The following is a 21,731-nucleotide window of genomic DNA, read 5'->3' as shown; positions in this document are numbered from 1 at the left end:
GCACGCAATTTCCGCGTGCAGCGTCCTGTGTTTACCGCAGTCGTTTAGGGTCTGCTTGTACTCGACCTGCGTCACCGGATTGTTCCATGAAAATTCGTCTTTCGCTTTCTTCGGCGATCATTGCATTCGGCGAACCAGACCAGCTGGCGGCCCACGGTGAACGCCTGGCCCAGCTCCGCAAGGATTACGACGAGCGCAAGGCGTTCTGGGTCTCCTCCAGCCTCTCGGCCGATCTCAAGACCGCGCTGGTGTCGAAGTCCGATGCGGAGGTGCAGAAATTCTGGAAGTCGACCGAACAGCTGCGGTCGGTCGTCGTGCGGACCGTGCGCGACTCGGCCGCGGCAGCCTGAGCCCGGCGGCAAATCGGCCGCTGGTGCCCAGGAGGGTGATCGTGCAGTATGGCGCGGGACAAGGGCATCGTGGTTCATGACATCTCCACAATTGCCGGCGGTCGTTGAGCCCGCCCGACTGACGGCCGCGCTGCGCAGGGCCGGCGTGCTGGACGCCGGCGCGGTCCGCGAAGTGAAGGTGTTGCATCAGCACGACACCGTCGTGTCGCATATCATCCGTCTCGGCTTGCGCTATGTCGGCGAATCCGCCGGCGCCCCGCAGTCGCTGATTCTGAAGACCGCAAATGCAGCGTTCGCCGAGAAGCTTGCCAATGGCGGCCGGCGGGAGGTGGAATACTACACGCAACTGACGCCAAGCATGCCGCCGGGACTGGTGCCCCGCTGCTTCGACGGACATTTCGACGAAGACAGTCTCACTTGGCATCTTCTGCTCGAGGACCTCACCGACAGCCACGCCATCGCAATGGCTTGGCCGGTGCCGCCATCGCGCGAGCAGACGTTCGCCATCGTCACCACGCTCGCGCGCTGGCATGCAGCCTGGTGGGACCATCCGAGCCTCGGCGGTGCTGTGGGTACCTGGGCGAGCACGGAGGACAGCGCGCAGCGCATGGAGACGTTTGCGGGCCATTATGACCGTTTTGCCGATCTTCTTGGTGATCGCCTCAGCGAGGAGCGGCGGATCCTCTACCGTCGCCTGATCGATCAGTCGGACCGGCTGTCCCAGCGTTACCATTCACGCCGACACGTCAGCATCACGCATGGCGACGCCCACACCTGGAATTTCCTGCTGCCGCGCGCGGGCGTCGCCGATACCGTGCGCATCTTCGATTTCGATCTTTGGAGCATCAACGTTCCGACCCACGACCTCGCCCATATGATGGCCGTGCATTGGTATCCGGAACGCCGGCAGGCGCTCGAACGCCCGCTGCTCAATCTCTACCACGACACGTTGATGGAAAGCGGCATCAGCGGCTACACGCGCGGCGCGCTCGATCGCGACTACCGCTGGGCGGTGCTCTGGCAAATCACGAAGCCAATCTGGCAGTGGAGCATCAACATCCCGCCGGTGATCTGGTGGAACAATCTGGAGCGGGTGATGATGGCGGTGGAGGATTTGGGGTGTGAGGAGTTGTTGGGGTAGGCGGCGCCACAAGCTCGACGTCGTCGCCCGGCTTGACGGGGCGACCCAGTATTCCAGAGACGTTCCTGTGATATGGAGAAGCCGCGGCGTACTGGATGCCCCGATCAAGCCGGGGCATGACACCTGTTGCTACTCCATTACCGCGTGTTCCGGCCCCGCCGCCTGCTTGCGCAGCGTGGCCTTGGTGGAGCCGATCAGTAGAGCGAGCGGGATGGTGCAGAGGATGAAGACCATCACGAGCTGGTAGTCGTGCGAGAAGGCGATGATCTGCGCCTGCACGCTGACCATCCGGTCCGCCAGGGCGCGGCCGGCGTCGGTGGACAGATTGATCAGGCCGCTGACGCTGGGCATCTGCAGCGCGTGGTTGAACGGGTTGACGTGCTCGGAGAGGATCGCATAGCTCCGCCGCGTCCCCTGCGTCAGCTCGGCGATGACGACGGAAATGCCGACCGAACTTGCGACGTTGCGCATCAGGGTCAGCATGGCGGTGCCGTCGGTGCGCAGCTCGTTCGATAAGGTCAGGAACGCTACGGTCGAGAGCGGCACGAAGACGAGGCCGAAGCCAAAACCCTGGATGACGCTGACCGTGACGATCTCCGGCACCTGGGTCAGATCGGTCCAGCCGGTCATCTGGTACAGCGAGCCCGCGGTCAGCGTCAGGCCGGTGATGATCAATGTGCGCGCTTCGAAATAGCGCATCATCCGGCCGACCAGCATCATGGCGAAGAAGGTGCCGAAACCGCGGCTCGCCAGCAGCAGGCCGGCGGTGATGATGGGATAGCCGATCACGTTCTGCATGTAGGGCGAGGCCAGCGCCATGGTCGAGAACAGCACGAGGCCCATCACGATCATGAACACGCAGCCGGTGACGAAGTTGCGATCCCGAAACAGCGCAAAGCGGATGAACGGCGTCGAGGTCGTGAAGGAGTGGGCGAGGAAGAAATAGAAGGCGACGGCCGCGACGATGAATTCCGCGACGATCTCGTTCGATTCGAGCCACCCCAGCTGCTCGCCGCGATCCAGCGCGAGCTGCAGCGCGCCGATCGCGATCGCCAATGCGGCGAAGCCGAACCAGTCGAATTTGAGGCTGAGATCTTTCCGGGTCTCGTCCATGAAGACGATCAGACCAAGCACGGTGATGGCGCCGAACGGCAGGTTGACGAAGAACACCCAGTGCCAGGAATAGGTCTCGGTGAGCCAGGCGCCGAGGGAGGGGCCCATGATCGGGCCCATCATCACGCCCATGCCCCAGATCGACATCGCCTTGGCACGTTCCTGGAGCGTGTAATAATCGAGCATGACCGACTGCGACAGCGGCACCAGGGCGGCGCCGAACACGCCTTGCAGCAGGCGGAACAGCACCATCTGGTTGATGTCTTGCGCCAGACCGCACAGCACCGATGCCATGGTGAAGCCGGCCGAGCAGATGATGAAGATGCGCTTGCGGCCGAAGCGGTTGGCGATCCAGCCCACCGGCGCCGTCATGATCGCCGCGGCGACGATGTAGGAGGTCAGCACCCAATTGATCTGATCCTGCGAGGCCGAGAGGGTGCCCTGCATGTAGGGCAGCGCGACGTTGGCGATGGTGGTGTCCAGCGCCTGCATGATGGTCGCGGTCATGGCGCAGATCGTCACCATGTTCCGGCGCAGGCCGGGGACCATCAGGTTGGCGTTGGGGCCGGACATCGTGGCGGATCCTTAGTCTTTGTCCTGGCCCGCTGTCGCCGACAGGCCGAGCAGGCCGGCGAGCGAGCGCCGATGGCCGGTGTCGATGGTGGCGTAGACGCTCATGCCGGCTTTCAGCTTCCGCACATATTTGTCGGTCTCGTCGAAGTAGATGCGGATCGGGACGCGCTGCACCACCTTGACGAAATTGCCGGTGGCATTTTGCGGCGGCAGGATCGCGAATTGCGCGCCGGTGCCGGGCGAAAGCGAGCCGATCTTGCCCTTGAAGACGTGGTTCGGGAACGCATCGACCTCGAGCGTGACGGGCTGGCCTTCGGTGACATAGGTAAGGTCACTCTCCTTCGGATTGGCGTCGACCCAGGGATGGGCGACGTCGATGATGGAGAACACCGGCGTGCCGGCGGCGACGAAACGGCCGAGCTGGATCTGTTCCACCTGCGTCGCCACGCCATCCATCGCCGCGCGCAGCACGGTGTGTTCGAGATTGCGCTGGGCATCTTCGAGCTTGGCCTTGGCCTGGACGTAAGGCGGGAATTGCTCCAGGGGCAGCTTGGGATCGCCGAGCAATTGCGTCTTGGCGTTAGAGAGCTGCTGCTTGATGAACTGCGCCTGCGCGCCCGCGGTGACCAGCGCGTTGGACGCGTTGTCGAGGTCGAGCTGCGAGCCGTAATTGTTCTTCACCAGCGCCTGCTTGCGCTCGACGTCGCGCTGCTTCAGGTCGACGCCCTGCTGGGCGAGGTCGAGCATGTCACCGTAGATCTTGATGTTGGCGACGAGGTTGTCATAGGTCGTGCGGGCCTGGGCGAGCTGCGCCTTGGCCTCGTCCACCGCGAGGCGGAACGGCACGGGATCGATCTCGAACAGCTCGTCGCCCTGCTTGACGGCCTGACCTTCCTTCACGACGACTTTCAGGATCTTGCCGGAAATATCGGGGGTTACCAGCACCTTCTGGGCGCCGACATAGGCATCGTCAGTCCCGACATAGCGGCCGCCATGCAGATAGAAAGTGAGGCCGCCGATGGCGGCGATGAGAGGCAGCACGACCAGAAGCAGGAAACGACGATAGCGGCGCAGGCCCGCCACCAAGCGGCGGCGCGGATCGGTGCCGGCCTTCTTGGTCGGCTTGCCGCTGTCAGCCTTCTGCTCGGGCTGGAATTTGAGGACCTGATCAGCCATAGCGCTGCTCCTTACGCGCTTGTTCCGCCCCAGAGGCCTGGATCGCGTTTCGCACGTTTTCCTTGATCGTTTCGAGTTGGACGAGAAGGCGGTGAGCGTCCGCCGGGTTGATGCCGTCAAGCGCGTTCGCGGTCAGCTCCGATTTCAGGCCGCTCATCCTGCCGAGCAGCTGCCGCCCGGCCTTCTTCAGGTAGAGACGTTTGACGCGGCGGTCCGAGGCGTCGCTGCGGCGCTCGATCCAGTCGCTGTCGCAGAGCTTGTCGATCAGGCGTGTCAGCGTGATCGGCTGCACCTCGAGCAACTCGGCGAGTTCCGATTGCTTCATGCCCTCGCTGCGCTCGACCTTGGCCAGCACCGCCCATTGCGCGCGGGTGATGCCGAAGCGCGAGGCCTCCTTGTCGGCATAGACGCGCAGCAGGCGGTAAAGCTCGGCGAGCGTAAACAGGAAGTTCTGGTCCACGGACCCGCGGCTCATAAGCTTGGCCTCCAATAAGCTTGTATATAATAAGCAAGCTTATGATTATTTCATGGCGGGTTAGCGAGACGCTGTCCCGCGGGATAAGCATGGCTGACAGCCGCTGGGTCGGTCGCGCTTTGGGTTCCACCGCCGAAATGCTAGAAGGTAGGCCAGATGACCCTCGCGAAGCCGGCCTTTCCCGCGCCCGACCACGATCACGGCCGCTGTACGGCGGACGCGTTGGCGCATGCCGAGGAGGTTTGCGCGCAGCGTGCGCAGAAATTCACGCCAATCCGCCGCCAAGTGCTGAGGGCGCTGCTCTCCAGCCACCGTCCGCTCGGCGCCTATGAGGTGATCGACGAACTCGCCAAGTCGATGCCGCGGCCGGCGCCGATCACGGTCTATCGTGCACTCGATTTCCTGATGGCCAACGGCCTCGTGCACCGCATCGAGAGTCGCAATGCCTATCTGGCCTGTGCCGCCCATGATCATGACGCGACCTCGGCGGTGGCGTTCCTGATCTGTGAGCGCTGCGGCCTGGTCGGCGAGATCCCCTCGGCGTCGTTCGCCAAGGACCTCAATGCGGCCGCGCGCAGCTCAGGCTTCGTACCAAAGCTGTCTGTGGTGGAGATCACGGGCATCTGCACGCATTGTCAGAAAGTCTCTTAGAAAGATGGAATCAGGTCGAGCCAAAGCGGCGGTGCCCACCTCTCCCAAAGGGAGAGGTCGCGCCGAAGGCGCGGGTGAGGGGCTTCGCTCTCTCATGGGGCCGGCGCCCCCTCACCCGATTTGCTTCGCAAATCGACCTCTCCCCGACGGGGAGAGGTAAAGAGCCCGCGGCCTATCGAATTTAGCAACAACGGCGCAAAGCCGGATCTCAGGAAGAAATGTCCGCACCTCAAGCCATACCGCCTGCCGGCCGTCCTCTCAGTGCCGGCGCCATCGCCCTGATGCTCATGCTGTGCCTGACCTGGGGGTTCAACCAGATCGCGGTGAAGCTGGTGCTGCCCGACATTCCGCCGATGCTCCAGGCCACCATCCGCTCGATGGGCGCACTGCCGGTGCTGTTCATCATCGGCACGCTGCGCGGCGTGAAATTCTTCGAGCGTGACGGGACGTGGAGGGCCGGCCTGATCGCCGGGCTGATGTTCGGCATCGAATTCGTGCTGATCTTCCAGGGACTGCGTCTCACCTCTGCTTCGCGTGCAGTGGTGTTCCTCTATACGGCGCCGTTCTTCGTCGCGCTCGGCTCGTACCAGGTGCTCGGAGAGCGGCTCGGCGGCTCGCAATGGCTGGGCTTGGCCATCAGCTTTGCCGGCGTGGCGCTGGCGATCGGCGTGCCGCAGCCCAATGTCGATTCGCATGTTCTGCTCGGCGATCTCATGGTCGTCGGCGGCGCCGCGCTGTGGGCGGCGACGACGCTGGTTGCCAAGGGCACGCGGCTGCGCTTCGCCGCGCCCGAGAAGGCGCTGGGCTATCAGGTCGCCACCTCGATCCCGATTCTGGGGATGGCGGCCTGGCTGTTCGGCGAATCCATCACGCACATGCCGGCGCCGTTGTCGCTCGGCCTGATGGCGTTCCAGGCAATCTGGGTGGTGGGAACCACGTTCACGCTTTGGTTCGCGCTGGTGAAGGCCTATTCGGCCAGCAAATTGTCCGCTTTTACCTTCATCACCCCCTTGTTTGGCGTGGTGGGTAGCTATTTCATCATGCACGACACCCTGAGCCTGACATTCGGGGCCGCCGCGGTCCTTGTAATTGCAGGGCTTTTTCTGGTTAACCGTCCGAGCCAAACGGCTGCGACGCCGCGTGATGCATTGCTGAACGTCACCAAAACCTGATATTTGGACCTAATGAACAAGCTCGAAAACTCTCTCGATTCCGACATCGCGGGCCCCGCGCCCCGGCACAAGACCACCCAGGTGAAGGTGGGTAACGTCGCCGTGGGCGGCGGCGCGCCGATCGTCGTGCAGTCGATGACCAACACCGACACCGCCGATGTCGACAGCACCATCGCCCAGGTCGCAGCGCTCGCGCGCGCCGGCTCCGAAATGGTCCGCATCACCGTGGACCGCGAGGAAGCCGCGGCGGCCGTTCCGCACATCCGTGACGGCCTCGCCAAGCGCGGCATCACGACGCCGCTGATCGGCGACTTCCATTATATCGGCCACAAGCTGCTTGCGGCCTATCCGGCCTGCGCCGAGGCGCTGGCCAAATACCGCATCAATCCCGGCAATGTCGGCTTCAAGGACAAGCGCGACACCCAGTTCGCCGACATCATCGAGATCGCGAACAAGAACAACAAGCCGGTGCGGATCGGCGCCAATTGGGGCTCGCTCGACCAGGAGCTTTTGACCAAGCTGATGGACGAGAACGCAGCATCACCCAATCCGCGCGACGTCCGCGCGGTGACGCGCGAGGCCATGGTTCAGTCGGCGCTGCTGTCGGCCGCGCGCGCCGAAGAGCTCGGCATGCCCAAGGACCGCATCATCCTCTCGGCAAAAGTCTCGGCGGTGCAGGATCTGATCGCGGTCTACCAGGATCTTGCGGCGCGTTCGGACTACGCCATCCATCTCGGTCTCACCGAAGCCGGCATGGGCTCGAAGGGCATCGTGGCGTCTTCGGCCGCGCTCGGCATCCTCTTGCAGCAGGGCATCGGCGACACCATCCGCATCTCGCTGACGCCCGAGCCCGGCGGCGACCGTACCCGCGAGGTGCAGGTCGCCCAGGAGCTGTTGCAGACCATGGGCTTCCGCACCTTCGTGCCGCTGGTTGCAGCCTGCCCCGGCTGCGGCCGCACCACCTCGACCACGTTCCAGGAGCTGGCGCGCTCGATCCAGGATTTCATCCGCGACGAGATGCCGACCTGGAAGACGAAATATCCTGGCGTGGAAGAGCTCAACGTCGCGGTGATGGGCTGCATCGTCAACGGCCCCGGCGAATCCAAGCATGCCAATATCGGCATCTCGCTGCCCGGCACCGGCGAAGCCCCGGCCGCGCCCGTCTTCGTCGACGGCAAGAAGTTCCGCACGCTGCGCGGGCCGACCATCTCCGCCGACTTCAAGGCGCTGGTGATCGACTATATCGACCAGCGCTACGGCCAGGGCGCCAAGGTGCCGGTGACGGCGGCGGAGTAGGTGTCTTTCGATATCGAAGCGTAGGGCGGGTTAGCGTAGCGTAACCCGCCTTATTTTTTGCGCGCGCGAAGTGGCGGGTTACGCTTCGCTAACCCGCCCTACATTGTTACGATGCCTCCCAATCAACAACGATCGGGAGACACGCCATGAGCTCACTCGCCGGCAAGCAGGGCCCGCGCTATCGCCACACCGCAGAAGACGGCGCCCCATACGAGACGATCCAGGTCGAAAAGCTCACCCCCATCATCGGCGCGGAAATCTCCGGCGTCGATATCGGCAAGCTCGTCGATGCTGACACCCGCTCCAACCGGCAGATGGACGAGATCCACCGTGCGCTCGCCGAAAACCTCGTGATCTTCTTCCGCGACCAGCACATCACGCCGCAGCAGCACCTTGCCTTCGGCCGCAAGTTCGGCGAGTTGCATTTCCATCCCGCCGCGCCGCACGAGGACGAAGATCCGGCGCTCATGAGGATCTACGCCGACAAGGACTCGCCGCGCGCCAATGGCGAGGGCTGGCACTCCGACGTGTCCTGCGATCTCGAGCCGCCGATGGGCTCGATCCTCTACATCAAGCAGTGCCCGCCGCGCGGCGGCGACACGCTGTTTGCCAACATGTATGCAGCCTATGAGGCGCTGTCGGACCGCATGAAAGCCTATCTCGACGGGCTCACCGCGCTGCACGATGGCGAGCCGATCTATCGCGGGCTCTATGCGAATTACGGCGTCGCCGACCGTCCCTCCTATCCGCATGCCGAGCATCCCGTGGTGCGCACGCATCCCGTCACCGGCAGGAAAGCGCTCTATGTCAACCGCGGCTTCACCCGGCACATCAACGGCATCCCGCGCGACGAGAGCGATGCGATGCTCGCCTATCTCTACCAGCACGCCGAAAATCCGCTGTTCCAGTGCCGCTTCCGCTGGACCGAGAATGCCATCGCCTTCTGGGACAACCGCTGCACCCAGCACCGCGCGATGTGGGACTACTGGCCGCACACGCGATCAGGGACGCGCGTGACGGTGAAGGGGGAGCGGCCGGTCTAGACTCCAGCTCCACAAGTTATGCCCGTCAGCGCTCACAAGCAGGGCCCTGTGTGCTGAAGGTCTGGCATGCCCTCGCGCACGATCCGATAAACTTGCCGTTCTGTGAACCAGCTTACATTGCCTCGGCAGGCTGATCGCCTAGGCTCGCGCGTGGAAATGGAGAATTGCGCATCGGATCACAACCTTAAGTATTCGGGGGCATCACATGGCCAAGGCGGGCAAGCAAAAGTCGACGACGGCCGGCAAACGCAGGTCGGCGAATTCCGACCGCACCCGGCGGGCAAAGGCCGCCCGACCCGAGCAGATCTCGGTCTTCATCAGCTATGTCAGTGAAGACCGGGAGCTGGCCGCGAGCTTCGAGGCTGAGCTACTGCAATTGTTTGCCGTCGCTGCGTCACTTCCTCCGGTCAAGGTGTTCCGCGACGTCGGGAGCATCGGAAAGGGGTCGGACTATCGTACCGTGATCACCAACGCATTGGATGAGGCTGACATTCTCCTGGTGATCCTGACGGACAGGCTCAAACCGAGCTTCGCGTTTCCGGGCTTCGAGGTCGGCTATTTCGCGAGGTCACTCGAGGAGCGTCCGAAGATCCACGGCAACACCCCCCGAAGAATTCTTCCGATTTCAATTGGTGCGGCGAACCAAACCACGCTCGATTATCTCCAGGCGATCAAGATCGACGAGAATCACATATTCACGGTGCCGGGCATGAGCGCGGCCGAGCCATCGCCAAATCCCGTTTTCGCGCTGCTGGCGGATATCTCGGCGACGGCGGATGCCGTGCTCGGGAGGCACGGTGGCGCAAGTGGCGGTGTCAGCAAGCAGGATGAGCTCTGGCGGCAGAAGCTCGTCTCGTCTGCCGCAAGGCTGGACAGCTGCATTCAGGTGTATCTGGAATCGCGCGTCTCCTCGGAAACCTATCCGGAGCGGAAGATCATCCTCCACAGTGACGCGCCTCCGATGATCGGGCCGGACGGAGTGGATCTGTCGAAGTTCAAGATCGAGATGGTCGGAAATTCCTTCCAGGTCTTTGGGTTCCCGGAGGAAAAGAATCGCTTTTTCGACTGGAATGCGTTCATCAACAGAATGCCGGCCGAGATGAGCGGAACATGGGCCGAAGGCATCAGGACGCTGGCTACCAACGCGCTCCAGCGCGGCGACGAGAACTATCTTGTCGTCGCGACGTCCAAGGGTGACGATGCATATCGGCTATTCGTGTCCCGGGTCGTGACCTATGTGAGCAAGAAGACCGAAATCCACATCTACATCGTCAAGATGATCGTCCGGCACTATGGCGATCCTCTGACGTCTCGCCTTCTGAGTGCCATCAACATCGGCCTCGAGTTCAGATTCCTCTTCCTGGAGAGGAGCAGCCAATACAGGCCGGCCAGGTTCGATTTCCCGCTGGCGCCGGATACGTCCAAGGAGATGGATGCCTGGAAGTCAGCCGTGACGCAGTTGCTCAGCCACATGAACATGATCCTGCGGGAAGTTCAGGATCAGCACCTCATGGACGCGGATGTTCTCGACAAGATCTGGGGTGTTGGCGGCGGCCCACGCGTGCGCCAGATGATGGCCGCATGGGAGAGCGCGCGAACCAAGCTCTTCGTGGCAGCCCAGCAATTGCTGGCGTCCAACGCATCGGACTTCCCGGACACACAGGAGCCGTTCAGGATCGCGCTGCGCGAACTTCAGGCCACCACGGAGTCCATGAACCGGGAGTACACGTTGCGCGCTCTCCAGGCCATTGCGGAAGAAGTCGAACAGCTTCCTCCGCAGACGCAATCTCCGCCGCGTGCCGCCTAGGGACGGGCGAGCCGCACGAGCTGACTCGTCTTGCAATGAGGCGGTGCCACAGCGTTGACGCGTGGTCAGGTCTGCGCCAATCTTCCCGAAAACGAAATCGGGAGGATCCACCATGTTCCGCGCCGAGGACAACGAATTCCTCGCCGAGTCCGGCCCCGGAACGGCAATGGGCGAACTGTTGCGCCGCTTCTGGATTCCCGTGCTGCTGTCCGGCGAGCTCCCGGAGCCCGACGGCGAGCCGAAGAAGATCGTGCTCGGTCGCCCCAGGATCGCAGCAGCGGAGTAGCGCTTGGGGCGGTTGCGGAGCATCATCGTCGGGTTGGTCGCATTGATCTTGCTGTCGCCGCTTGCGACTGTTGGCAGCAGCGAGGCCGTTGCCGCGCGAAAGGCTGCGAGACCCAAGCCCAAGCAGCTGTCACCGGCCAAATGTGAGATGCCTAAATTTCGGATCGTCGTGGATGTCGGGCACACCCCGGACTCCTACGGCGCACTGAGCGCGCGCAATGATCCGGAGTTCGGCTTCAACTTCCGCCTCGCCAGACTGATCACAGCGAAGCTCAAGTCTGAAGGCTTTGCCGAAACCCGCCTGCTCGTCACGGACGGCAAGGCACGGCCGAGCCTGTTCAAGCGCATCAGTGCCGCGAACCAAGGCCGCACCGATCTGTTCCTGTCGGTCCATCATGATTCGGTGCCGGACAAGCTGCTCGAAACCTGGGAGTTCGACGGCGCAAAGAGCTATTTCAGCGATCGTTTTTCGGGTCATTCGCTGTTCGTGTCGCAGCAGAATCCGCACTTCGCCAGCAGCCTGATGCTGGCCCGGATGATCGGCAAGCAGCTGAAGGAGCAGGGCCTGCACTATGCCAGCCAATACACCCTGCCGGTGATGGGCCGCTATCGCCACCAGCTGCTCGACAAGGATGTCGGCGTCTATCGCTATGACGGGCTCGTCGTGCTGTCGCGGACGCGGAGCGCCGCCGTGCTGCTCGAGGCCGGCTCGATCGTCAATCGCGATGAGGAAATGGAGATGAACTCGCCGGAGCGGCAGGAGGTCGTCGCGGGAGCCGTCGCGGCTGCAATGAGGGAGTTTTGCGAGAGGCGGTAGTTGGCTCGGCCGGTCCAGCAGCCGCAATGAGAAGGAAGCTACAGCGGCCCGCCTCGATATTCGCGGTTCGCCAGACTCGCCTCCTCCAGATCCAGATCGCGTTCGATCCGCCGCCGCGTCTCGTCGGTGATCTGGCCGTCGCGCAGGAGGTTGTGGATGAATTTCCTTTCGGCGGCGATCAGGTCGCGGGTCAGCGCGGTGCCGGCGGCTGAAACGTCGTGGTGGTTGGGATCGAGCGAGTCCGGGAGCTGGCTGACGCGGATTTCGTGTCGTGCGCGCAGCAGCCGCATCACTTCTTCGGACACTTCCTTTTGCGCGGTCAGCGCGTCGAGTGATTCCAGAGCGGCCTCGAGCGCCTGGCGGCGGGCGGCGATCTCGGCTTCGTGCGCAGCGGCATGCTCGTGGCGGCCGGCTTCGGCGACACCGAGCCAGCGCACGACCGGCGGCAGCGTCAGGCCGACGCCGATCAGCGTAACGAAGATGACACCGAAGGCGACGAACAGGATCAGGTCGCGAGACGGAAAGGCCTCGCCGCCGGGCAGCGTGAACGGCAGCGCCAGCGCGGCAGCCAGCGACACGGCGCCACGCACGCCGGTGAAGGCGAGCACGAACGGCCATTGCCATGGCGGCGACGGGTCGCGCGTACGCAGCGATTTGGAGAGCATCCGCGGCAGATAGGTCGCGGGATAAAGCCAGGCGAAGCGCGCGATCACGACGATGACCAGGACCACCGCAGTCGCGATGAGAATGTCATCGAGCGGGAAGGCTTTTGATTTCTCGTACAGCGTGCGCATCTGGAAGCCGGTGAGCAGGAACAGCATTCCCTCGATCAGGTAGATCACGAGATCCCAGAAGAAGATGCCCTGCAGGCGCGTCGCCGACGAGATCAGCAACGGCCCGTTCCAGCTCACATAGAGGCCGCAGGCGACGGTCGCGATCACGCCGGAGCCGCCGACGTGCTCGGGCAGCCAGTAGGAGACGTAGGGTGTGATCAGCGACAGCGTCAGCTCGACCTGCGGATCCCCGGACCATTTGCGGAATCGCAAGGAGAGCCAGCCGACGCCGATACCGAAGGCGATCTCGCTCGCGACGATCAGGAGGAACTCGCCGGCCGCGAGCGGCAGTGAGAAATTCCCGACCATGATCGCCGCGAGCGCGAAGCGGTAGAGGATCAGCGCAGTGGCGTCATTGGCCAGTCCTTCACCCTCCAGGATGACCAGGAGCCGGCGTGGCATGTTGAGCCGGCGCGCGATCGCGAGCGGCGCCACCACGTCGGGTGGCGCAACGATGGCTCCGAGCAGGAACCCGATGGGCCAGGGCAGGCCGATCACATAATGCGTGGCGGCCGCCACCATCGCGGTGGTGAAGATCACCGCGCCGACCGCGAGCAGCACGATCGGACGCAGATTGTTCTTGAACTCGCGCCAGCTCATGGCGACGCTCGCCGAGTAGATCAGCGGCGGCAGCACCATGAGGAGCACGAGCTCTGGTGGCAATTCCACCGTGGGCATGCCCGGCACGAAGGCGAGGCCGACGCCGGACAGCATCAGCAGAATGGCAGGCGCGATGTTGAAGCGGCGCGCGGCAAGTGCGGTGCCTGCCAGCACGGCGAGCAAGATGAGAAAAGTCTGAAACTTCGCTTCCATGATGGTCTGTCTTGACCCGGAAGCGGCCGTACCGTCAATGCGCGGCTGACGCCAGCCGGTCGGTCACCATCCTGCCGATTTGCGCAAACACGCCGGCGATCTTCGCCGGGGTCGGCGTGCCGCCCTGGACGTAGGCCGTGATCAGGACCGGCGTGTCGGGCTTCGGCCAGGCCACGGCGATGTCGCCAGCTGCGTCCTTGCCATTGTAGCCGGTCTTGTCGCCGATCTTCCAGCCTGCGGGCAGGCCGCCGCGCAGCCGGTTCGCGCCGGTCTTGCAGTTCACCATCCATTCGGTGAGCTGAACGCGGGATTGCGCCGACAAGGCTTCGCCCAGCACCAGCCGGCGCAGATTGTTCGCCATCGCCGCCGGCGTCGTGGTGTCCTGGGGATTGCCGGGCGGAGAGCGGTTGAGCTCGGGCTCGTCGTGGTCGAGCCGCGAGGTGGTGTCGCCGAGCGACCGCCAGAATCCAGTCAGCGCGGCGGGGCCGCCGATCCGCGCCAGCAGCAGATTGGCGCAGGTGTTGTCGCTGAGCTCGACGATGGCCTTGCACATCTCGCCGACCGACATCTTGCCGGCTGCGAGGTTTTCCCTCGCCACCGGTGCGTATTCCAGCAGATCCGCCTGACCGTAAGGGATCATGGCCGCGAGTTGCTCCTCGCCGCGATCGACCCGCCCCAGCACGCAGGCCGCCAGCGAAGCCTTGAATGTCGAGCACATCACGAACCGCTCGTCGGCGCGCCAGGCAAGCTTTTTGCCGTTCACCAGATTTTCCGCATAGAGCCCAACACGCCCGCCGCTTTCACGTTCATAGGTTTCGAGCTCTGGCGGCGCCTCCGCGGCAAGCGCGGGAGAAGCGGCCATGCAGCAGAGTGAGACGAGCAGGGAACGGCGGTCGAGAGGCATGGGAGGCTTTCAGGCAGTGGAGCTGGGGCGGGGGTGGGATTGAGCGCACGGTTCATCGAACCGTCATTGCAATGACGGAGAATCGAGAACGAGTGCGCCAGATTTCAGGCAGCGAAGCGCCGAGAGACCCCTCACTCCCTCAGGTCGTAGCGATACGATTTCGACACGATCTGCCAGCCGTCGGCGAGCTTCATCGCCACCAGATAGTCGGTGAAGTAGCGCGGCGGCAGCTGGCAGCGCACCTTGATGAAGGCGGTCTTTTCGTCCGAACGGTCGATGGTGACGATAAAGTCCTCGCGCGGCTTGCCTTCGGCTTTGGCCGAGGCGCGCTTGCGCACGCGGTCGAGCCAGTCGGGCACTGTCAGAACCTGGAGCTCGCCCTTCTCGACCCAGCGCAGATCGGCGGAGGGATGGAAGATGGCGCCGAGCTTTTCGGCGTCTCCCTCATAGAGTCCGTCAAAGTAGGATTGCACGACGGATTCGACGCTCGACCAGTCCTGGCTCATGGCTCATTCCTCTGCATGATGGCTTGGGGCGAACTTAGTCGTAGACATCAAAATGCGCTATGGGTGTCTCTCGCCAATTGCGCAAGGACGCTGGAATGATCGGATCAGAGAATTCGAATGCTCGTATCCTCGCCGGCGAATGCTATTGCCGCGCCGTGCGCTTCGAGGTGGCGGACGCGTTCTCCTATGCGATGAACTGCCACTGCTCGAACTGCCGTCGCACCACCGGCGCCGCGTTCAAGCCGTTCGCCGGCATCGCGCACGACAAGCTCCGCATCGTCCGCGGCTGGGACCGGCGGATGATTTTCGGCGACGATACCACTCATGACGCCCATTGTGCCCGCTGCGGCTCACTGCTCTATTCCCGGGTACGGGAAGGACAATGGGTCCATGTCGCCATGGGAACCCTGGTCGATGCCCCCTCGATCCGGCCGAGCGCCCATATTTTTGTGGGATCGAAGGCGCCCTGGCACGAGATTACGGACAATCTGCCGCAATATCGGGAGCACATCGGGGTTGTCTGACGGAACCGGTCCGCGCGACCATTCGGCGGCGAACCGCGACAGCGCTGGCGCGACAAACATATTGGGCTCATCCGGCCTGTCGTCGGCGTCCCCTTCGTGACCTCCATCACAAGCGCGGGCGATGGATGTTGCTAAAGCGGCCCCAAAGGGCCCGAACGGCCCGGAACCATCGGAAGTCGTGTCATGCGCAGTTTGCTCAGACTTTGTCCGCTTTTCGTCGTCCTCGGCCTCCTGTTCGGCACCGGGCCCGCTTTCGCCGGAAAACGCGTCGCGCTGGTGCTCGCCAACTCGGCCTATCAGCACGCGCCCTCGCTCGCCAATCCCGTCAATGATGGGGCGGTGATGGCGAAGACGCTGAAGGAGGCCGGCTTCGACGTCGTCGAATCCTGGCACGATCTGTCGGCGCTGGACACGCGGCGCGTGCTGCGCGACTTCGCCGACGCGACCCGCGATGCCGATATCGCCGTGGTCTATTACGCTGGCCACGGCATCGAGGTCGAGGGCTCGAACTATCTGATCCCGGTGGATGCCAAGCTCGAGCGCGACACCGACGTCTACGACGAAGCGCTCTCGCTCGACCGTGTCCTGGTCGCGGTCGAGCCTGCAAAGCAGCTTCGTCTGGTGATCCTGGATGCCTGCCGCGACAATCCGTTCGGCAAGCAGATGAAGCGCACGATTGCCTCGCGCGGCATCGGCCGTGGCCTCGCCCGGATCGAGCCGACCAACTCCAACACGCTGATTGCCTATTCGGCCAAGGCCGGTTTCACGGCGCAGGACGGCAACGGTGCCAACAGCCCGTTCACGATCGCACTGTCGAAGCATCTGACGACGCCGGGCCTCGACGTCCGCCGCGCCTTCGGCTTCGTGCGTGACGACGTGCTCAAATCGACCGGCAACAAGCAGGAGCCGTTCGTCTACGGTTCGCTCGGCGGCGAGGACGTGCCGCTGGTACCGGTCAAGGTGACAGCCGTAGCGCCGGCATCGCCTGTGGCGAATCCCCAGGCTGATGTCCGCCGCGACTACGAGCTCGCGCTCCAGGTCGGCAACAGGGCGGCCTTGGAAGCCTTCGTCGCCCAGCACCCCGACGGCTTCTATGCGAACCTCGCCAAGCTCCAGATCGACAAGATCCAGGCCGAGCAGGCCCATGCGGCGGCGATCGAATTGGCGAAGCAGGCCGAGGCCGAACGCGATCGTCTCGCTGTGCTCGGCGCGCAGAAGGACGCGTTGGCCAAGGCTGCGGCCGACGCCAAGGCCGCCGAACAAGTGCAGCTTGCAGCGCAGAGGGCCAAGGAACAGGCGCAACAGCAGGCCGCCGCCGCCGAGCAGCAGCGCGTCGATCTCGCCGCCGCCGTGCCGAGCACCCCGCCTACCGGCACGGCGAGCCCGGTCGGCACCAGCGTCGCCTCGCTGACCCCGGCGACCGCGCCGGCCGATCTCAACCGCTTGGTGCAGACCGAGCTCGGTCGCGTCGGGTGTTTCTCCGGGCAGGTCGACGGCAATTGGAATGCGTCCTCGCAGCGATCGCTGTCACAGTTCAACCGCTATGCCGGCACCAAGCTCGACGTGAAGGTGGCAAGCACCGACGCGCTCGATGCAGTCAAGTCAAGACCGTCGCGCGTCTGTCCGCTGGTCTGCGAGCACGGCTTCAAGGCCGATGGCGACAAATGCACGAAAATCGTCTGCCGCGAAGGCTATGTGGTCAACGACGACAATGAGTGCGAGAAGCAGCGTGCAGCCAAGCCGGCCAAGCCTGCGACGGCCAAGCGCGACGACGGCGATGGACGTCCTGCACGACAGCGTCGTCAGGCCGGAGGTGCGGCTGCTGGAGCTGCGGGCGGTTATGGTGCCGCTGCTGGCATCGCTGCTGCCGCTGGTGCAGGCCGCGCCGCCGGTGGCGGGCAGGTCTTCTGCAATAGCGCGGGCTGTCGCCCCGTCAGCCGCGGTTGCCATCTGGAATATCGCGGTGGCGGTGGCCCCGGCAACGATGCGAATGCAGAAGTGTGCCGTTGAAGGCCGTGCTGATCGAGATCGTCGTTCCTGGTGGCTGAGAGGACGTCAGCTCGCAATCGCGCTCGCCGCGATGTTCACCGTCAGGGCCAACAGCGCCGTATTGTAGATGAACGACACGATCCCGTGCGCTGTGGCCGTGCGGCGGATCGTCTTGTCGGTGATGCCGACGTCGGAGACCTGCGCGGTCATGCCGATCACGAAGGAGAAATAGACGAAATCCCAGTAGTCGGCGTGGTCCTCCTTGTCGCCGCTCGGAAACTGAAGGCCACCTGCCGTACCGTGCCGATAATAATCATGCGCGTAATGCAGTGCGAAGATCGTGTGCACGGCCGCCCACGACAGCGCGATGGTGGTGATCGCGATCGTCAGCTCGAGAACGCCGCGATGCGGCGTGCCGAGCTCGGAGACGATCGCCGCGATGCTGGCGAAGGCGCCGGTCGCCGTCACCAGCAGGATCACGAAGCGGCCGTCGTCCTGCATCGCGGCGGCGCGGCGGATGTGCTGATGGTCATTGCACAGCATCATCGCATAGACCAGCACGAGATAGACAGTGATCAGCGCATCCCAGCCGAATAGGAGCCGTGTCACCAGTCGGTATGACCCCGGCAGCAGCAGGCAGACCAGAATGCCGGCCGCGAGCGCGGTGAAGGTCCGCGGCCGCGCATAGATGAGCCGCATCGGCCGCGACATCTTGCCGAAGCGGACGAGGACGGGATCTTCCTTGTCAGTGGCCATGACGGTGACGGCTCTCTCACGGTTGCCGCGACGGCAGTCTGCTCCCTCGCCCGATGTTCAAGCTGCGCTTGAAGATCGACCTCTCCCCGCAAGCGGCCGCAAGCGGGGAGAGGTGGAGATCGCGCGCAACGTCAATTCTTCCGTTCGGCGACGAAGCGCGCCGCGGCCTGCAACACGGCGGCGCGGTCGCCGAAGATCGACACGGCGCTGTCGGCGCGCGCGAGCAGATCGCGCACGCGCTGCTTGGCACCTTCGATGCCGAGCTGGGTGACGAAGGTGGTCTTGCCGAGCGCCGCGTCCTGGCCCGAGGGCTTGCCGAGTGCGGCCGCATCGCCTTCCACGTCGAGCAGATCGTCGGCGATCTGGAAGGCTTCCCCGAGCGCGCGGCCGTAATCGTCGAGCGCCTGATATTCTTTCTGCGAGGCTTGGCCGAGGATCGCGCCGGCGATGCAGCCGTAGCGCAGGAGCGCACCGGTCTTCATCTGCTGAACGCGGGCCACATCGATCGGCTCGTTGCCGCCAAAGCGGCCTTCGCCAGCGAGATCGAGGATCTGGCCGCCGACCATGCCGCCGATGCCGGCGCAGCGCGCCAGCGCGCGCGTCAGCAACAGCCGCACATTGGCATCGCGATGGACCTCGTCGCGCGTGATGATGTCGAAGGCGAGCGTCAGGAGGCCGTCGCCGGCGAGGATCGCGGTGGCGTCATCGGTCTTCTTGTGCAGGGTGGGTCGGCCGCGACGGAGGTCCGAATTGTCCATCGCCGGCAGATCGTCATGGATCAGCGAATAGCAGTGGATGCATTCGAGCGCCGCGCCGGCGAGCAGGGCCGCCTCGCGCGGCACGCCGAACACGGCCGCGCTCTCGACCACCAGGAATGGCCGCAGGCGCTTGCCGCCATTGAGGCTCGAGTAGCGCATTGCGTCCATCAGTCGCTTGGGCCGGGCGATCTCGTCGTGCAGGATGTCGTCCGACAGCAGGCGAGCGAGCAAGGCCTCGGTGTCATCAGCGGTCTTGTCCAGACGCTTGGCGAAATCGGACGGGGACGTGCCGGTCATCAAGAAGGGCTCCAGAACTAAAATTCGGCCGGACAATCCTTTATGCGCCTGCCCCAGTCAATCGTTTGGAAGGCCTAAAAAGTGCTGGAAAAGGCCCAGATTATCACAGACTTAATGGTCCAGCCCGTGGCCGCGGTTCGGTTTGCACCGGAAAGGTCGATTTGCGCATCGTCAAAATCCTGCTGGTAGCGATCGCGGTCGTGGTTCTCGCGCCTTATGTGATCGCGCCGTTTTACCGCGCCGGCCACCCTGTTTCGACGCTGATGGCCTGGCGCAGCCTGCGGGGCGCGCCGATGCAGCGGCAGTGGATCGATCTGGCTGATATGTCGCCGTATCTGCCGCGCGCGGTGGTGGCGGCCGAGGACGCCCATTTCTGCAAGCATCACGGCATCGATTGGGGCGCGCTGCGCGAGGCGATCGACGACGCGAGGGAGGACGGCACCGCCTTCCGGGGCGCCTCCACCATCACCCAACAGGTGGCGAAAAACCTGTTCCTGTGGCAGGGGCGCGATTTCATCCGCAAGGGGCTCGAATTCCCGCTGGCCCTGTGGATCGATCTCGTCCTGCCCAAGCCGCGGATTCTCGAGATTTACCTCAACATCGCCGAGCTCGGCCCGCAGGGGCAGTTTGGGGTGGAGGCGGCCAGCGCCTATGCCTTCGGCAAATCGGCCGAAGACCTCTCCCCCCGGGAGGCCGCACTTCTGGCGTCGATCCTGCCGAATCCGGTCAAACGCAGCGCCCGGATTCCCGGTCCAGGCGTGCGGCGACTGGCGGCCACCTATATGGCGCGAGGGCAGGCGAGCTCGCTGGCGACCTGTTGGCGCGAAAATCGCTGATTTTGGGACCGTTCCGGGCGTATTTTCCAGCCCAAGAGCCTAGCTTTACGGCCAGCCTTCCTCTATAAGCGCGGCCTTGATCGGCATTCAGCTCGCCTCGTATTGCGGGTGCTGAGCCGTCCCTTCGCGGACGATGCCCTGATGACACCAATCCCTAGAGGATATTGAAATGGCCGTTCCGAGAAGAAAAACCTCGCCGTCGCGCCGTGGCATGCGCCGCTCGGCAGACGCCATCAAGAAGCCGACCTATGTGGAAGACAAGGACTCCGGTGAGCTCCGTCGTCCGCACCATCTCGACCTCAAGACCGGCATGTACAAGGGCCGCCAGGTCCTGAAGAAGAAAGAGTCCTGAAGCCAGGACCTTTCCTCAGGCGAGAGATTGGACCCGCCTGGTTTCGGCCAACCCATGAGATACGGTGACGGCGGCGGAGCAAATGCTTCGCCGCTGCATTGTTCTGTCCGGATATCTTGATCGAGAAGGCATCTCGCCGATGGTCGGTTTCCCGCTGCTCCTGATTCCGCTCGCGGTCTACAACATCATCGCCTTCCTGATGCCCAGCGTGTCCTTCTCGGATGTGCTGTTCAAGGTGCCGATGATCACGGGCGAGAGCTGGCCGGTCACGCTTGCCGATCTCCTGCTCGCGCTCGGCGTGGTGCTGCTGCTGCTCGAGGTGGTCAAGGGCGCGCGACCGGGCTCGAAATTCCTGATGGATCATTTGCTGTCGCTGATCATCTTCGGCGCGGCCGCAGCCGAATTCGTGATGTGGCCGAAATTCGGCAACTCCACCTTTTTCCTGCTGGTGCTGCTGGCGATGGCCGACTTCCTCGGCGGCATTGCCCAGCGCACGCGCCGCCGCGTCACCTATGTCGCCGAGACCACGGTGCCGGCACCACGCAAGGCCAAGCGCAAGGCCGAAGCACCGGCGGATGATGCGGAGGCCGCCTCCAAGTTCGAGCCGGTGATTGCGCCGCAGCCCGCGCCGCCCGCCCCCTCGGCGCAATCCGTCGCCGAATCCGTGCTGATGGATCATCCTGCGCCAAAGCCGGTGCAGGGCGCCCCCTCGCCGGAAATTCCCTCGCCGCATCTTCAGCCGGGCAACGGCACGCCGTCCTCGCCGGATACACCGCCGCGCTGATCAAGCCACCTGCCGCGTTCGCGCGGCGACGCTTCCCAGTGGCTGCTTGCTGCCATAGGCCGTCCGCGCATCCTCGGAAGAGGCGCGGCGGAGCCGGCTGGTCTGGGGCAGATATTCCGCATTGGCGATGAGCTGAGTAACGAAACTCGGATCGGGACGCGGCAGCGGCGCCTTGTGAACCCACTGCAACGTCGGCATCAGCGGCACCAGGGCCGTGCCTGTGCCGTTGTCCGCCGTGTCCAATCGATCCGTACTCAACATCGCAATCACCGTCGATCCGGCAAGCTTGTCGCGTTTCGGGACGCGGGTGCCGGTGCGAGTCCTGTACTCGCAAGGCCTATGCCGGCCGGGCCGGTTTGGTTCCCGGCGCTTCGGAAACGTGGTTTCCAAATTGTTTATCAACTTTGCTTAGGGTCGGGGACGAATCTGGTTCTATTCTGGGGCGGTTCAGGACTTCTCTACTGTCCCAAAACGAGGCGA

General features: G+C 64.0%; 22 protein-coding genes and 1 pseudogene. 14 read left to right on the top strand and 9 right to left on the bottom strand.

Going from position 1 to position 21,731, the window contains the following annotated elements; translation table 11 throughout:
- Nucleotides 1–113: 113 nt before the first annotated feature.
- Nucleotides 114–287: pseudogene (locus tag P6U27_RS36795) on the top strand (methyl-accepting chemotaxis protein); the annotation flags it as partial.
- A 139-nt stretch (nt 288–426) separates the two neighbouring features.
- Nucleotides 427–1,491 carry a phosphotransferase gene (locus P6U27_RS36790; protein ID WP_122406226.1) on the top strand — a complete coding sequence of 355 codons (1,065 nt, stop codon included), beginning with the start codon at nt 427–429 and terminating at the stop codon, nt 1,489–1,491.
- 129 nt (nt 1,492–1,620) lie between these two features.
- Here the strand turns inward: P6U27_RS36790 and P6U27_RS36785 are convergent, their stop codons facing one another.
- The 3 genes from P6U27_RS36785 to P6U27_RS36775 are packed head-to-tail and all read right to left on the bottom strand — an operon-like array spanning nt 1,621 to nt 4,828.
- Nucleotides 1,621–3,177, bottom strand: a complete 1,557-nt coding sequence (locus P6U27_RS36785) for an MDR family MFS transporter (protein ID WP_122406224.1) — start codon at nt 3,175–3,177, stop codon at nt 1,621–1,623.
- A 12-nt stretch (nt 3,178–3,189) separates the two neighbouring features.
- Nucleotides 3,190–4,353: an HlyD family secretion protein gene (locus tag P6U27_RS36780; protein ID WP_122406223.1), complete on the bottom strand. Its 1,164-nt coding sequence runs from the start codon at nt 4,351–4,353 to the stop codon at nt 3,190–3,192.
- Nucleotides 4,346–4,828: a MarR family winged helix-turn-helix transcriptional regulator gene (locus tag P6U27_RS36775; RefSeq protein WP_122406222.1), complete on the bottom strand. Its 483-nt coding sequence runs from the start codon at nt 4,826–4,828 to the stop codon at nt 4,346–4,348. The genes P6U27_RS36780 and P6U27_RS36775 overlap by 8 nt, the downstream gene beginning before the upstream one ends.
- A gap of 156 nt (nt 4,829–4,984) precedes the next feature.
- Here P6U27_RS36775 and P6U27_RS36770 point away from each other — a divergent pair, with 156 nt between their 5' ends.
- From P6U27_RS36770 to P6U27_RS36740, 7 genes are all read left to right on the top strand, one after another.
- Entirely contained in the window at nt 4,985–5,479 is a 495-nt protein-coding gene (locus P6U27_RS36770) for a Fur family transcriptional regulator (protein ID WP_209295293.1), read from the top strand.
- A 218-nt stretch (nt 5,480–5,697) separates the two neighbouring features.
- Complete coding sequence (locus tag P6U27_RS36765; protein WP_129142293.1) at nt 5,698–6,651, top strand: DMT family transporter; 954 nt, start codon at nt 5,698–5,700, stop codon at nt 6,649–6,651.
- Between the two features lie 12 nt (nt 6,652–6,663).
- Complete coding sequence (ispG, locus tag P6U27_RS36760) at nt 6,664–7,947, top strand: flavodoxin-dependent (E)-4-hydroxy-3-methylbut-2-enyl-diphosphate synthase (RefSeq protein WP_122406219.1); 1,284 nt, start codon at nt 6,664–6,666, stop codon at nt 7,945–7,947.
- A gap of 146 nt (nt 7,948–8,093) precedes the next feature.
- Nucleotides 8,094–8,990, top strand: coding sequence for a TauD/TfdA family dioxygenase (locus P6U27_RS36755; RefSeq protein ID WP_122406218.1), 897 nt, complete (start codon nt 8,094–8,096; stop codon nt 8,988–8,990).
- Between the two features lie 205 nt (nt 8,991–9,195).
- Nucleotides 9,196–10,797, top strand: a complete 1,602-nt coding sequence (locus P6U27_RS36750) for a toll/interleukin-1 receptor domain-containing protein (protein ID WP_407193520.1) — start codon at nt 9,196–9,198, stop codon at nt 10,795–10,797.
- A 112-nt stretch (nt 10,798–10,909) separates the two neighbouring features.
- Nucleotides 10,910–11,083, top strand: coding sequence for a hypothetical protein (locus P6U27_RS36745; RefSeq protein WP_244607842.1), 174 nt, complete (start codon nt 10,910–10,912; stop codon nt 11,081–11,083).
- A 3-nt stretch (nt 11,084–11,086) separates the two neighbouring features.
- Nucleotides 11,087–11,899 carry an N-acetylmuramoyl-L-alanine amidase gene (locus P6U27_RS36740; protein ID WP_162500523.1) on the top strand — a complete coding sequence of 271 codons (813 nt, stop codon included), beginning with the start codon at nt 11,087–11,089 and terminating at the stop codon, nt 11,897–11,899.
- A 38-nt stretch (nt 11,900–11,937) separates the two neighbouring features.
- On the opposite strand, the gene P6U27_RS36735 is transcribed toward P6U27_RS36740, so the two are convergent.
- The 3 genes from P6U27_RS36735 to P6U27_RS36725 form a co-directional block, all read right to left on the bottom strand.
- Nucleotides 11,938–13,545, bottom strand: a complete 1,608-nt coding sequence (locus tag P6U27_RS36735) for a Na+/H+ antiporter (RefSeq protein ID WP_407193519.1) — start codon at nt 13,543–13,545, stop codon at nt 11,938–11,940.
- Nucleotides 13,546–13,579: 34 nt separating this feature from the next.
- On the bottom strand, nt 13,580–14,449 hold the full coding sequence (gene bla / locus P6U27_RS36730; RefSeq protein ID WP_129142292.1) for a class A beta-lactamase: 870 nt from the start codon (nt 14,447–14,449) through the stop codon (nt 13,580–13,582).
- 131 nt (nt 14,450–14,580) lie between these two features.
- On the bottom strand, nt 14,581–14,955 hold the full coding sequence (locus P6U27_RS36725; RefSeq protein WP_407193518.1) for a nuclear transport factor 2 family protein: 375 nt from the start codon (nt 14,953–14,955) through the stop codon (nt 14,581–14,583).
- Between the two features lie 95 nt (nt 14,956–15,050).
- On the opposite strand from P6U27_RS36725, the gene P6U27_RS36720 reads away from it, so the two are divergent.
- Together P6U27_RS36720 and P6U27_RS36715 are read left to right on the top strand one after the other, a co-directional pair.
- Nucleotides 15,051–15,479: a GFA family protein gene (locus tag P6U27_RS36720; RefSeq protein WP_122406213.1), complete on the top strand. Its 429-nt coding sequence runs from the start codon at nt 15,051–15,053 to the stop codon at nt 15,477–15,479.
- Between the two features lie 183 nt (nt 15,480–15,662).
- Entirely contained in the window at nt 15,663–17,489 is a 1,827-nt protein-coding gene (locus P6U27_RS36715) for a caspase domain-containing protein (protein WP_407193517.1), read from the top strand.
- A gap of 45 nt (nt 17,490–17,534) precedes the next feature.
- Here P6U27_RS36715 and P6U27_RS36710 read toward each other — a convergent pair whose 3' ends face one another.
- Complete coding sequence (locus tag P6U27_RS36710; RefSeq protein WP_122406211.1) at nt 17,535–18,224, bottom strand: DUF1345 domain-containing protein; 690 nt, start codon at nt 18,222–18,224, stop codon at nt 17,535–17,537.
- A 131-nt stretch (nt 18,225–18,355) separates the two neighbouring features.
- A complete protein-coding gene (locus tag P6U27_RS36705) occupies nt 18,356–19,279 on the bottom strand; it encodes a polyprenyl synthetase family protein (protein ID WP_122406210.1) in 924 nt (307 codons plus the stop codon).
- Nucleotides 19,280–19,440: 161 nt separating this feature from the next.
- Between P6U27_RS36705 and mtgA the strand changes: the two genes are divergently transcribed.
- From mtgA to P6U27_RS36690, 3 genes are all read left to right on the top strand, one after another.
- Complete coding sequence (gene mtgA, locus P6U27_RS36700) at nt 19,441–20,115, top strand: monofunctional biosynthetic peptidoglycan transglycosylase (protein ID WP_122406209.1); 675 nt, start codon at nt 19,441–19,443, stop codon at nt 20,113–20,115.
- A gap of 169 nt (nt 20,116–20,284) precedes the next feature.
- Nucleotides 20,285–20,467, top strand: coding sequence for a 50S ribosomal protein L32 (gene rpmF / locus P6U27_RS36695; RefSeq protein WP_007598106.1), 183 nt, complete (start codon nt 20,285–20,287; stop codon nt 20,465–20,467).
- Nucleotides 20,468–20,606: 139 nt separating this feature from the next.
- Complete coding sequence (locus P6U27_RS36690) at nt 20,607–21,251, top strand: hypothetical protein (protein ID WP_162500521.1); 645 nt, start codon at nt 20,607–20,609, stop codon at nt 21,249–21,251.
- On the opposite strand, the gene P6U27_RS36685 is transcribed toward P6U27_RS36690, so the two are convergent.
- On the bottom strand, nt 21,252–21,512 hold the full coding sequence (locus P6U27_RS36685) for a hypothetical protein (protein ID WP_162500520.1): 261 nt from the start codon (nt 21,510–21,512) through the stop codon (nt 21,252–21,254). It abuts the gene before it with no gap.
- Nucleotides 21,513–21,731 lie beyond the last annotated feature (219 nt).

The organism is Bradyrhizobium sp. STM 3566 (assembly GCF_045571445.1).
In the GTDB taxonomy this organism is placed as follows: Bacteria; Pseudomonadota; Alphaproteobacteria; order Rhizobiales; family Xanthobacteraceae; genus Bradyrhizobium; species Bradyrhizobium vignae.
The sequence above is the reverse complement of the archived record's forward strand: the minus strand, read 5'-3'. Positions and strand labels throughout refer to the sequence as shown.